Source organism: Nocardioides sp. 503 (assembly GCF_004522095.1).
Classification (GTDB): domain Bacteria; phylum Actinomycetota; class Actinomycetes; order Propionibacteriales; family Nocardioidaceae; genus Nocardioides.
In genome coordinates, this window is the sequence record NZ_SPUI01000003.1 from 727,857 (window position 1) to 739,777 (window position 11,921).

Annotated in this window: 13 protein-coding genes; 3 read left to right on the forward strand and 10 right to left on the reverse strand. The window is 72.5% G+C overall.

Annotated elements, in window-relative coordinates; genetic code table 11:
* The first annotated feature begins 130 nt into the window (after window positions 1-130).
* Complete coding sequence (locus E4622_RS10795; RefSeq protein WP_134740187.1) at window positions 131-1,219, forward strand: Glu/Leu/Phe/Val dehydrogenase; 1,089 nt, start codon at window positions 131-133, stop codon at window positions 1,217-1,219.
* 167 nt (window positions 1,220-1,386) lie between these two features.
* Here E4622_RS10795 and E4622_RS10800 read toward each other — a convergent pair whose 3' ends face one another.
* The 3 genes from E4622_RS10800 to purF form a co-directional block, all read right to left on the reverse strand.
* A complete protein-coding gene (locus tag E4622_RS10800) occupies window positions 1,387-1,572 on the reverse strand; it encodes a DUF3073 domain-containing protein (protein WP_134740188.1) in 186 nt (61 codons plus the stop codon).
* Between the two features lie 164 nt (window positions 1,573-1,736).
* Window positions 1,737-2,825, reverse strand: coding sequence for a phosphoribosylformylglycinamidine cyclo-ligase (gene purM / locus E4622_RS10805; protein ID WP_134740189.1), 1,089 nt, complete (start codon window positions 2,823-2,825; stop codon window positions 1,737-1,739).
* Window positions 2,826-2,853: 28 nt separating this feature from the next.
* Complete coding sequence (purF, locus tag E4622_RS10810; RefSeq protein ID WP_134740190.1) at window positions 2,854-4,404, reverse strand: amidophosphoribosyltransferase; 1,551 nt, start codon at window positions 4,402-4,404, stop codon at window positions 2,854-2,856.
* Window positions 4,405-4,498: 94 nt separating this feature from the next.
* On the opposite strand from purF, the gene E4622_RS10815 reads away from it, so the two are divergent.
* Entirely contained in the window at window positions 4,499-6,280 is a 1,782-nt protein-coding gene (locus E4622_RS10815; protein WP_134740191.1) for a HAMP domain-containing sensor histidine kinase, read from the forward strand.
* Here E4622_RS10815 and E4622_RS10820 read toward each other — a convergent pair.
* From E4622_RS10820 to E4622_RS10830, 3 genes are all read right to left on the reverse strand, one after another.
* Window positions 6,270-7,670, reverse strand: coding sequence for an FAD/NAD(P)-binding protein (locus E4622_RS10820; RefSeq protein WP_245155980.1), 1,401 nt, complete (start codon window positions 7,668-7,670; stop codon window positions 6,270-6,272). The two genes, E4622_RS10815 and E4622_RS10820, sit on opposite strands and share 11 nt — an antisense overlap.
* Before the next feature lie 71 nt (window positions 7,671-7,741).
* Window positions 7,742-9,085, reverse strand: coding sequence for a dipeptidase (locus tag E4622_RS10825; RefSeq protein ID WP_134740192.1), 1,344 nt, complete (start codon window positions 9,083-9,085; stop codon window positions 7,742-7,744).
* 21 nt (window positions 9,086-9,106) lie between these two features.
* Window positions 9,107-9,481: a hypothetical protein gene (locus E4622_RS10830; RefSeq protein WP_134740193.1), complete on the reverse strand. Its 375-nt coding sequence runs from the start codon at window positions 9,479-9,481 to the stop codon at window positions 9,107-9,109.
* A 44-nt stretch (window positions 9,482-9,525) separates the two neighbouring features.
* Here E4622_RS10830 and E4622_RS10835 point away from each other — a divergent pair, with 44 nt between their 5' ends.
* Window positions 9,526-9,846 carry a hypothetical protein gene (locus E4622_RS10835; RefSeq protein WP_134740194.1) on the forward strand — a complete coding sequence of 107 codons (321 nt, stop codon included), beginning with the start codon at window positions 9,526-9,528 and terminating at the stop codon, window positions 9,844-9,846.
* Between the two features lie 17 nt (window positions 9,847-9,863).
* Here E4622_RS10835 and E4622_RS10840 read toward each other — a convergent pair whose 3' ends face one another.
* Genes E4622_RS10840 through E4622_RS10855 form a run of 4 tightly spaced genes read right to left on the reverse strand, consistent with a single transcriptional unit; the run spans window position 9,864 to window position 11,904 of the window.
* On the reverse strand, window positions 9,864-10,355 hold the full coding sequence (locus E4622_RS10840; RefSeq protein WP_209021871.1) for a GNAT family N-acetyltransferase: 492 nt from the start codon (window positions 10,353-10,355) through the stop codon (window positions 9,864-9,866).
* 4 nt (window positions 10,356-10,359) lie between these two features.
* Window positions 10,360-10,887, reverse strand: coding sequence for a tail fiber protein (locus tag E4622_RS10845; protein WP_134740195.1), 528 nt, complete (start codon window positions 10,885-10,887; stop codon window positions 10,360-10,362).
* A gap of 9 nt (window positions 10,888-10,896) precedes the next feature.
* Entirely contained in the window at window positions 10,897-11,397 is a 501-nt protein-coding gene (locus E4622_RS10850; RefSeq protein ID WP_134740196.1) for a tail fiber protein, read from the reverse strand.
* A gap of 9 nt (window positions 11,398-11,406) precedes the next feature.
* Window positions 11,407-11,904, reverse strand: coding sequence for a tail fiber protein (locus E4622_RS10855; protein ID WP_134740197.1), 498 nt, complete (start codon window positions 11,902-11,904; stop codon window positions 11,407-11,409).
* Between the last annotated feature and the right edge of the window lie 17 nt (window positions 11,905-11,921).

Consider the following 11,921-nt stretch of genomic DNA (forward strand, 5'->3'; position numbering starts at 1 on the left):
GGCCGGGCGCACCAGAACCGGCGCCCGGCGCAGCGGTTAGGGTGACGAATGTGGGCTGCGCCACCCCTGCGGCCCCACCTCCACCAGGACCGCCCACCCGCGCGGCCGCGACACAGAACGGACGCAACCCATGTCTGAACGCACCCCGGTCGACGTCTTCGACCTCGGCGCCGAGCACGAGCAGGTCGTCTTCGCCAACGACCCGGCCACCGGCCTGAAGGCCGTCATCGCGATCCACTCGACCGCGCTGGGCCCCGCCCTGGGCGGCACCCGGTTCTACCCCTACGCCTCGACCGCCGACGCCGTGCGCGACGTGCTCGACCTCTCCCGCGGGATGTCCTACAAGGCGGCCCTGGCCGGCCTCGACCTCGGCGGCGGCAAGGCCGTCATCATCGGCGACCCCGCGACGCTCAAGACCGAGGCGCTGTTGCGCGCCTACGGGCGGTTCGTGCAGTCGCTCAACGGGCGCTACTACACCGCCTGCGACGTGGGCACGTTCTCCCCCGACATGGACGACATCGCCCGCGAGTGCTCGTTCGTCACCGGACGCACCACCGCCCACGGCGGTGCCGGCGACAGCTCGGTGCTGACGGCGTACGGCGTGTTCCAGGGCATGCGCGCGGCCGCGACCGTCGCGTGGGGCACCGACTCGCTCCACGGGCGCACCGTCGGCATAGCCGGCGTCGGCAAGGTCGGGCGCCACCTGGCGCGCCACCTCGTCGAGGACGGCGCGGACGTCGTCGTGACCGACGTGCACGAGCCGTCGGTCGCGCGGCTGGTCGAGGAGCTGCCCGGCGTCCGGGTGGCGGCCACGACCGAGGCGCTCGTCGCCGGCGCGCTGGACGTCTACGCGCCCTGCGCCATGGGTGGCGCCCTCACCGACGAGGTCGTCGACGTGCTGTCCGCGCGGGTGGTGTGCGGCGCGGCCAACAACCAGCTGGCGCACCCGGGCGTCGAGAAGACGCTGGAGGACCGCGGGATCCTCTACGCCCCCGACTTCTGCGTCAACGCCGGCGGCCTGATCCAGGTCGCCGACGAGCTCGAGGGCTTCTCCTTCGACCGCGCCCACCAGCGCGCGACGGGCATCTTCGACACGACCCGGACCGTCTTCGAGCTCGCGGCCGCCGACGGCGTACCGCCCGCGACCGCGGCCGACCGCCTCGCCGAGCGTCGCATGCGCGACATCGGTCGCCTGCGCGGGGTGTGGCTCCCGCACTGAGGCGTCGCGGGTGACCAAGCGCTGGTGTCACTTGGTCACACGCGTCCCAGCGGCAGTGCGAAACTCACGCTTCCGGTGCGAAACTTCGTGCCGGAAGCGTGAGTTTCACCGGGTACCCGGTGAAACTCCCGCAGCCGGGCAGGACCCGGCGGCGCGGCGAGGGTGGGTCAGTCGCGCGACGGCTCGATGACGTCGGCCCACTTCTCGAGGACCTCCGGATCGACCGGCTCGTCCTTGACGCCGCTGTCACTGTGCAGCTCACTGGCGAGCGCCCCGAAGTCCGTCTCGTGAGTCCGGTACTTCAGGTCGCGTGCGACCTTCGTCTGCTTGGCTTTAGCTCGGCCGCGCCCCATAGGGTCAGCCCCCTCGCAAGTCGGCCGGGGCAACAGTGGCTCCCGGGCTGTCTCAAAGTTTTTCTCGTGAGGGCAACGCTACCTGTTGCCTGGCTGTTCCCGCACGCCCGGGTGCCATGTCCCCCCGGATTTCGGCTCCCAGAGCGCCAGAAGGGCGCCCACGGTCACCAACCGGGGTGCTGGCCCTCCAGCACGACCCGTCCCGACTGCTCGGGGTCGACGCTCACCTCGCCGGCCACCCATGCCCGGATGCCGAAGCCGGCGAGCACCTCGATCGCCCGGTCGATCTCGCCCGGGGCGGTGATCGCGACCATCCCGACGCCGCAGTTGAGGGTGGCCTCCAGGTCGGCCTGCGTGACCTTGCCTACGCCGCGCACCAGGTCGAAGACCGGCTGCGGGGTCCAGGTGCCGCGCTCGAGGGTGGCCATCAGCTCGACCGGCATGACCCGGGCGAGGTTGGCGGCGAGGCCGCCGCCGGTGACGTGCGACATCGCGTGCACCTCGACCCGGTCGGCCAGCGCCAGGCACGCCTTGGCGTAGATCCGCGTCGGCGTGAGCAGCTCCTCGCCGAGCGTGCGGCCCAGCTCGGGGACGTCCTTGTCGAGGGCCCAGCCGGCGGTGGTCAGCAGGACGTGACGCACCAGGGAGTAGCCGTTGGAGTGCAGGCCGCTGGCCTCCATCGCGATCACCGCGTCGCCGGGGCGCACGCGGCCGGGGCCGAGCAGCCGGTCGGCCTCGACGACGCCGGTCGTGGCGCCGGCGACGTCGTACTCGTCGTGGCCCAGCAGGCCCGGGTGCTCGGCGGTCTCACCGCCGACGAGCGCGCAGCCGGCCTCGACGCACGCCTCCGCGATGCCCTTGACGATCGCCGCGATGCGCTCGGGTACGACGCGACCGCACGCGATGTAGTCGGTCATGAACAGCGGCTCGGCGCCGCAGACGACCAGGTCGTCGACCACCATGCCGACCAGGTCGTAGCCGATCGTGTCGTGGACGTCCATGGCCTGCGCGATGGCGACCTTGGTGCCGACGCCGTCGGTCGAGGTCGCGAGCAGCGGGCGGTCGTAGCCCTTGAGGGCCGAGGCGTCGAAGAGCCCGGCGAAGCCGCCGAGGCCGCCGATCATCTCGGGACGGCGGGCTTTCTCGACCCAGCCCTTCATCAGCTCGATCGCGGTGTCGGCGGCCTCGATGTCGACGCCGGCCTCGGCGTAGGCGCTGCGAGAGGAGGAGGGGACGGCGGCGGTCTCGCTCACGTCGGGCATCCGTTCGGTGTCGTCGAGCTCAGGGATTGTTGAGGACGGGGAGCGCCTTGCCCAACGTCGGGGAGCTTAGGCTGGTCTCGAGCAGGTGCTTGCCGAGCAGGCTCGCGTCCGGGAGCTCGATGGGGTACTCGCCGGTGAAGCAGGCGGTGCAGAGGGTGGACTTCTCCTGCTTCGTCGAGTCGATCATGCCGTCGAGCGAGATGTAGCCGAGGCTGTCGGCGCCCACGCTGGCGGCGATCTCCTCGGGGGTCAGGCCGTTGGCGATCAGCTCGGCGCGCGTGGCGAAGTCGATGCCGTAGAAGCACGGCCACTTCACGGGCGGGCTCGAGATCCGCACGTGCACCTCCAGGGCGCCGGCCTCGCGCAGCATCCGCACCTGGGCGCGCTGGGTGTTGCCGCGCACGATCGAGTCGTCGACGACCACGATGCGCTTGCCGCGGATCATGTGGTCGAGCGCGTTGAGCTTGAGCCGGATGCCGAGCTGGCGCAGGGTCTGGCTGGGCTGGATGAACGTGCGTCCGACGTAGGCGTTCTTGACGAAGCCCTGACCGAAGGGGATCCCGCTCTCCTCGGCGTAGCCGGCGGCCGCGGGCGTGCCCGACTCGGGCACCGGGATCACCAGGTCGGCCTCGACGGGGAACTGGCGGGCCAGCTCGCGGCCCATCTCGACGCGGGACTCGTGGACGCTGCGTCCCGCGATCGTGGCGTCCGGGCGGGCGAGGTAGACGTACTCGAAGACGCAGCCCTTGGGTGCGGGCTCGGCGAAGGTGTGCGAGCGCAGGCCCTGGTCGTCGATGACGAGCATCTCGCCCGGCTCGACCTCGCGCACCACGCTGGCGCCGATGGTGGCCAGGGCGGCGTCCTCGGAGGCGACGACCCAGCCGCGGTCGAGGCGGCCCAGCACCAGCGGGCGGATGCCCTGGGGGTCCCGGGCGGCGTAGAGGGTGTTCTCGTTCATCCAGACGAAGGAGAAGGCGCCCTTCAGCAGCGGCAGGACCTCGAGCGCGCGTTGCTCCAGCGAGGTGTCGGGGTGGTGCGCGAGCAGCGCGGTCACCAGGCCGGTGTCGTTGGTCGAGGACTCCACGTTGCGCGCGTGCAGGTCCAGCTCGCCGGGGTCCGTGGGCAGGTCCGAGACCAGCTGCGCCAGCTCCGCGGTGTTGATGAGGTTGCCGTTGTGGCCCAGCGCGATCGAGCCGTCGGCCGTCGGGCGGAACGTCGGCTGGGCGTTCTGCCAGGTGCTCGCCCCGGTGGTGGAGTAGCGCGAGTGGCCGATCGCCAGGTGGCCCTTGAGCGAGTCGAGCGTGGTCTCGTCGAACACCTGGGAGACCAGTCCCATGTCCTTGTAGACGAGGATCTGGCGGCCGTTGCTGACCGCGATCCCGGCGGACTCCTGGCCGCGGTGCTGGAGGGCGTAGAGGCCGAAGTACGTCAGCTTCGCGACGTCCTCGCCCGGAGCCCAGACCCCGAAGACCCCGCAGGCGTCCTGGGGTCCTTGGTCCTGCGGGTCGAGAGCCGCGGTGAGCCGGCCGTCTCCGCCGAGGCGCTGGCCACGACTGCTGAGGTAGGGCACGAGGTGATTCTAGGAGATGCGGGCCCGAACCGCGGCTTCGCCCGTAGCATGGCGGGGCAGACGACGTATGGGGACGACGACGCTACGAGGTGACATGGAGCCCGAGCCCGAGCGCACGGGCGGCGACGCCGACCGGACGAGCTGGTCCGACGTCCTCTCGCGCGACGCGTTGCGCCTGATCGCCGAGGGTGTCCGCGAGATGGCCGGCTTCCAGGTAGCCCTCATCTCGGTCGTCCTCGGCGAGGACTTCCGCTCGGTCGCGATCGCGGGCAGCGAGGAGGCCCGGGCCGCCCTGTGGGACGCCGTCACGCCCGTCCGGACCATCCAGCAGGAGCTGGCCAAGGCCGAGGACTGGGGTCGCTTCAAGTACGTCCCGAGCGATCGCGTGGGTGCGATCGACGAGTGGGGCTGGGTCCCCGACTACGAGCCGTCGGACCACCCCGACGCCTGGCATCCGCTGGACCTGCTCCTGGCTCCTCTGCGCGACGACGAGGGCCGCCTGGTGGGCCTGCTGTCGATCGACCTGCCCACGAGCGGCCGGAGGCCCGACGCTCAGCAGCGCTCCCTGCTCGAGAAGTACGCCGCGCAGGCCGAGCGGGCGCTCCTGGTGGCGCTGGAGCGGCACGAGTTCTCCGAGCAGATCCGGCTCGCCACCACGGCGCGCGAGATCGTGCGCAGCCTGAGCGTCCAGCTCCCGATCGAGGACCTGCTCGTGCAGGCGGGCTCGGCGCTCTCCGAGGGCTTCCGGGCCGGGGGCAGCTGGGTGCAGACCTTCGCCGGCGACGTGCTCGGCTCCGGGGCGCTCTACAGCGCCCGGGGCGCCGACATCGTGCTGCCGGACGGGCTCGTGGAGGTCGCGGAGACCGCCGCGCACCAGCTGTGGTCGGTGCAGCAGTGGGTCGTGATCGAACGGGACCGGCGCGTGGAGGTGCTCACCGACGGCCAGTCGCGCCAGATCCACGCCTTCATGGAGCGGATCGAGGCGGACTCCCTGCTGTTCGTGCCGATCGGCGCCGGCTCCACCTGCGTCGGCAACCTGGTGCTCACCCGCGTCGAGGGGCAGGCGCCCTGGGGCCGGACCGAGGCCGAGGCCGCTCTCGACATCGGCCACGACCTCGGGCGCTCGATCCTCAACGCCCGCACCTTCGCCCGCGAGCACCGGCTCGTGCAGGAGCTCACCGCCCTGGACCAGTACAAGGGGCGCCTGATCGCGACCGTCGCCCACGAGCTCAAGAACCCCCTCACGGCCATCATGGGACACCTGGAGATGCTCGAGTCCACGCCGGACCTGACGAGCCTGACCCGCAGCTCGCTCGCCGCCATCGACCGCGGCTCGCAGCGGCTGCAGCGCGTCATCGACGACCTGCTCCTGCTGTCCAAGGTCGGCGACCCCGAGACCGCGATCATCCCGGCGCCGGTCGCGCTGCAGCCGGTCCTCGAGGACCTGGCCGAGCTCAACGCCGTTGCCGCCCAGCGCGCCGGGGTCGCCATCCGGCTGGAGATGCCGGAGGCCGAGGTGCTCGCGCTCGGGGACGCCGAGGAGCTCGACACCGCCCTGGGCAACGTGCTCAGCAACGCGGTGAAGTACGGGCGCTCCGGCAGCGACGTGACGGTCGAGCTGGCCCGGGAGGACGACGAGGTCGTCGTCACGGTCCGCGACCAGGGGATCGGGATCTCGCCCGAGGACCGGGCGCAGCTCTTCACGGAGTTCTTCCGCTCCTCCAACCCTCAGGCGGTCGCCCAGCCCGGCACCGGGCTGGGGCTGGCCATCGTCCAGCGGATCGTGCAGCGCCACGGCGGCGCCATCACCGTCGACTCCGAACTCGGCGTCGGCAGCGCGTTCACGCTGCGGCTGCCCGCGGCCGTCAGCGGCTGACGCGGCCCGCCAGCTGGACGCGCGCCACGGCAGCAGCCTGGGCGCGGATCTCGGGGATCGCGGTCGACTCCCACAGCACGCCCTTGCGCGGCGGGCCCACGGCGTAGAGCCCCGGGACCGGGTGGCCCTCGCCGTCCAGGAGACCGCCGTCGGCGGCCGTGGCGAGTCCGAGGTGCAGCGCGTCGGGGGCCGCGAGACCGCGCTCGCGCAGGGCCAGCAGCAGCGGGTCGCCGCTGCGGGTGATGTCGGGTGAGGGGCCCGTGCAGTTGACCAGGGCGTCGGCCGGGACCGGCGCGCCGACCTGGCCGATGTGGACGTCGCAGCGCCGGCCGCGGTCGACCACGCGGGCGATGCCGCCGGAGAGCACCACGAGGCGGCCCTCGGCCTGGTAGGCCTCGAGCCGCGCGGCCACCTCGGGGGCCATGCGGTGCCGGCGTACCTCCCAGAAGCGTGCGTGCGTGTCCAGGAAGCGCCGACGCTCGTCGAGGCTCATGCCCTGCCAGATCGCCTGCGTCTGCGGGCGCAGGCCGTCGACGACGGCGCGCCAGTCGACGCCCTGGGCCTCGGCGGCCGCGACCTGCTCGGTGAAGAACGCCGCCAGGCTGTCGGAGGTCACCGGGTGCTCGACGGTCGGGCTGACCCAGGCCGTGGACTGCTGCCCGACGTGGGGGAACGGCAGCAGACCGTGGCGGCTGGTCATCACGACCCGGCGCGAGGCGTGCTCCTCGAGGAAGGTGATCGCGGTGTCGATCGCCGTCAGGCCGGTCCCGACCACGACCGCGGTGGCGTCCCCGGGCAGCAGGTGGAGGTCGGCGAGGTTCCAGGGGTTGGGCAGGTGCCAGGGTGCCGGGGGCAGGGTGTCGCCGTCGACGACGAGCGCGCGGGGCTCCTGGTTGCCGTAGGCCAGGACGACGGTGTCGGCGACGGAGAAGGTGTCGGCCGAGCGCAGCTCGTAGCCGCCGCCGGGCAGCGGGACGATGTCGTCGACGCGTCCGGCCCGCACGGTGAGCCGGTGGTCGGCCACGCTGGCCAGCGTGTCCTGGAGGTAGGCGGCGTAGTCACGGCGCGGGAGGAAGCCCTGCGGGTCCACGTCCCGGCCGGTGCGCGCGGCCCACTCCAGGAGGTCGGAGGGCACGTCGGCCCAGGCGCTCATGTGGCGCGCGCGCACGTTGAGCAGGTGGCGGGGGTCCGACGTCCCGTAGGCGATGCCCCGGCCCACGATGCCGCTGGCCTCGTGGATGGTGATGGCCAGGCCCTCGCCGCCCGGCGCGCTCAGCAGGTTGACCGCGGTGAGGACGCCGCTGGCACCGCCACCGACGATGGACACCCGGGTCGCGGGCGCGGCCGGCGGCGAGGGTGCGGGAGGACGCGTCGGGTACAGGGTAGCCACCCTCAAAGTCTAGTGCTTTTATCGAGATGATGCGAAAGCGACACTCGGGTCACCTGGTTCCGAGGCGGTCGCTACCGGGCGAGGTTGCGCAGCAGCAGGGCCTCGGCGAGCACCACGCGCGCGAACTCCGCGAGGTGCAGCCCCTCGTTGGCGCCGTGGGCGCGGGTGTCGGGGTCCTCGACGCCGGTGACCAGGACGCTGGCCTGCGGGAACGCCTCGAGGAACTCCGCGATGAACGGGATCGAGCCGCCCACGCCCATGTCGACGGGGGCGACGCCGTCCCAGGCCTCCTCGAACGCCGCCCGCGCGGCGTCGTAGGCCGGGCCGGTCGCGTCGATCTGGGTGGCCTCGCCGGTGTCGACGACGGTGACGGTGAGCTCCGCGCCCCACGGCACGTGGGCCTCCAGGTGGGCCCGCAGGCAGGCCAGCGCGTTGGCCGTGGTGTCGCCCGGCGCGACCCGGAGGCTGATCTTGGCGCGGGCGGCAGGCACGAGGGTGTTGCTGGCGCCGTCGACCTTGGGCGCGTCGAGGCCGGTGATCGAGAGCGCGGGCTTGGTCCACAGGCGCTCCACCGCGGAGCCGGTGCCGATCCACTCGATGCCGGGCACGGCGCCGGACTCGGCGCGCAGGCGCTCCTCGGGGTAGGTGACATCGGCGGCCGGACCGGAGTGCAGACCGGCGATCGCGACGTCGCCCGCGTCGTCGTGGAGGCTGGCGATGACCCGGCTCAGCGCGATGATCGAGTCGGGCACGAGCCCGCCCCACATGCCGGAGTGCACGGCGTGGGTGAGCGTGCGCACCTCGACGTCGACCCGGACCAGGCCGCGCAGGCTGGTCGTGAGCGCGGGCTCCCCGATGTCCCAGTTGCCGGAGTCGGCGATCACGATCACGTCGGCGCGCAGCTTGTCGTGGTGCTCCTTCAGCAGCGCGGGGAGGGTGTCGGAGCCGACCTCCTCCTCGCCCTCGATGAACATGGTCACGCTGACCGGCAGGTCGGCGCCGAACACGCGGATCGCGCCCAGGTGGGCGGCGATGCCGGCCTTGTCGTCGGCCGCGCCGCGGGCGTAGAGCCGTCCGTCGCGCTCGGTGGGCTCCCAGGGCGGGGAGTCCCAGTCGGCGTGGTCGTTCTCCGGCTGGACGTCGTGGTGGGCGTAGAGCAGCACCGTCGGCGCACCCTCGGGACCGGCCTTGTGGGCGATCACGGCGGGCGCCCGGCCGTCGGCCTCGGCGCTGACGATCTCGACGGTGTCGAAGTCCTCGGCGCGGAACAGCTCCGCGACCGCCTCGGCGCTGCGCTGCACCTCGCCGGCGCGCGCGGGGTCGGCGCTGACGGACTCGATGCGCACCAGGTCCTCGAGGTCCTGGCGGATGCCGGGGAGCAGGTCGTTGACGCGGGCTCGGATGTCGTCGCTCATGCCGGCCAACCTATCCGCGGCTCAGTTGACGATGGCCTGGTAGGTCCGACGGCCGGGGTCGCTGGGCACCAGGAAGAGCGTCGTGGACCGGAACCCACGACGGCGTAGGACGTAGCTGCCCTGCGGCGGGCCCGCGGTGCGCGAGGAGAAGGTCAGGGCGAAGCGGCGCTGGTGGCCTGGTGCCGTGTGCGGCAGGTTCGTGACCTCGGTCAGCCGCACCGGCCACGCGCCGGCCTTGCTCGTGAGCCGGAACGAGCGGCGCACGAGCGGCTTGAAGCGCCGGCGGCGGTAGAGCCGCGGCGCGGACGCGTCGGCCGGGAAGGCCCAGGCGAACGGCGCGAGGACCACCGCGGAGGCGCCCGCGCCCAGGAGCGCGCGACGTGAGGTGTGGGTCATGGGGTGCTCCGGGGTGAGAGGGGGAACGGGCTTAGCATCGGCGGATGGCCGGACTGGGATGGGTGACCTACGACGACTTCGCGACGCACGTCGGGGAGACGTTCCACGTGACGCAGAGCGCCGTTTCGGGCTCCGTCCTGAGCCTGCTGCTCGTGGACGCCGCCGTCGGGACCGAGGCCGGCGGGCCGGGCCCCGAGGGCCAGGAGCGCCTGCAGTTCTCGCTCGTCTTCGGAGGTCCCGCCGCCCCGGCGCTTCCCCAGGGGAGCTACGCGCTGGCGCACGAGGAGCTCGGTGAGCTCGAGCTCTTCCTGGTGCCCATCGGCGCGGACGCCGACGGGGTCCGCTACGAGGCCGCCTTCGCCTGAGTCGTGGTGTCCCGGGCTCACGGCGCCCGCCACTCCATCCGGCGGTAGACCCCGCGCTCGGCGGCCGTGACGAAGCCGAGCCGGCGGTAGAGCTCGGCCGCGCGGTTGTGGACCTCGACGTGGATGCTGAGGATGCGACCCGAGGCGGCCGCCTCCTCCTGGAGCCGCCTCAGCAGGTCGCCGCCGATGCCGGCCCCGCGGAACTCCGGCAGCAGGGCCAGGTCGACGACGCGGATGTCGTCGGGGCGGCGGTCGACGTACAGCCTGCCGGCGGGCCGCCCTCCGACCTCGATGACGTCGAACGTGCCGGTCGGGTTGTGCTGCCGGTACTGGGTGTCCTGGGCGTCGAACTGCATGCGGACGAAGGCCTCACGCTGGCCGGGCGCCCAGGTCACCTGCGACAGCTCCTCCTCACGCGTCGAGGAGTAGACGTGCAGGAGGAGGTCGCGGTCACGGTCGGTCGCGGGTCGCAGGGCGACCCGGCCCAGGGTGGAGGCGAGGTGGCTCACGACGTCACGGCCGCGTCGGGAAGACGCCCTGGAGGGCGATGTTGAAGTAGACGGTCAGGTAGGGCTGCAGGTTGTTGTGCGGCTGGTCGGAGCCGACGGGACCCATGCTCTCCTCCGCCATGGGCGTGAGGTCGGACGGCGGGGACCGGTAGGCCGTCCCGCCCGAGGACCGGGCGAGGACCCGGTCCGTACCGGGTGTCTGGAGGTCGGCCCGCCCGGAGGCGTCCGCGGACATGGCGTGGGCATGGCTCGGCAGCTGGCTCGGCAGCAGGGTCACGGCGTCCGTGCCGCCGCTCTCGCCGAGGTCGCGTGCGGTGAGTCCCGGCCCCTGGCCCGGGTGCATCGGCGCCCTGGCGCGCAGGTCCGGGAGCGCGAAGGTCGACGCGCCGTTGCCGCCGTACGTCGTGCCGAGGAGCGCGAACAGGGCGGTGTTCTGCGACACCGGAAGAAGCTGACCGTCGCACCAGGCCCAGCCCTTGGGCGCGAAGCTGAACGGGAAGATCCGGATCTCGGCGATGAACGGGTCGGACATGACGGTCCTTTACGAGGGAGAGGGGTAGAGGCCGAAGCGGGAGATGATGAAGTGGACGCAGAGGTAGGGCTGCAGGTTCGAGTGAGGCTGCGAGCCACCCGCGGGACCGACGGAGGCGAGCGCCATCTGAGTCGACGCGGTCGACTGGCGATAGGCGCTCACCGTCGGGCTCGAGGCCAGCACCGCCCCCTGCGGGTTCGGCCCCCCGGAGCCGGTCGTGGCGACCAGCGGGTGCCGGTGCGGCGGGAGCTCCTGGGACGTCAGGGTGACCTCCTCGAGGCCACCGCTGTCGCCGAGGACGAACCCGTTCCCCTGGTGGACCGGCAGCCGTCCACGCAGGTCGGGCACGGCGAAGGTGCTCTCGCCATCACCTCCGTAGGTCGTGCCGATCAGCTGGAAGAGCACGTCGTTCTCGGAGATGGGCAGGAGCTGCCCGTGGCAGAGCTCCCACCCGTCGGGCGCCCAGCTGCCGGCGTACAGCTTGATCTCTCCGACGTACGGCTGCGCCATGTCAGGTCCTCAGTTCGTGCTCGGGAAGATGCCCTGCAAGGCGATGCAGAAGCTGATGGTGAGGAAGGGCTGCATGTTCTGGTGCGCCTGGCCCCCTCCACTGACGGAGACGCTCGTCGGCCCCAGGGACGTCGTCCCGGTCGGTGAGCCGTAGAGACCGCTCACCGGGGCCAGCGCGGCTCCCGCGGGAGAGGAGGTGTTGCCGTTGAGCGTCGAGGCCAGGTCCGGGTGCGTGTGCCTCGGCATCTCGGGAACGCTCAAGGTGTGGGCCTGCTCGCCGCCGCGCTCACCGAGCGTGTGCCACGAGCCGACGTGCATCGGCACCCGCCCTTGCAGGTCGGGCAGTGCGAAGTTGGTCTGCCCGTTGCCCCCGTACGTCGTGCCCAGCAGCGCGAACAGGGCCTGGTTCTGGTTGATGGGCAGGAGCTGTCCGTTGCACAGCGCCCAGCCCTTGGGCGCGTACTGGAAGCTCATCAGCCGGATCTCGGACAGGAAGGGCTCAGCCACGGGGGCCTCCGATCGTG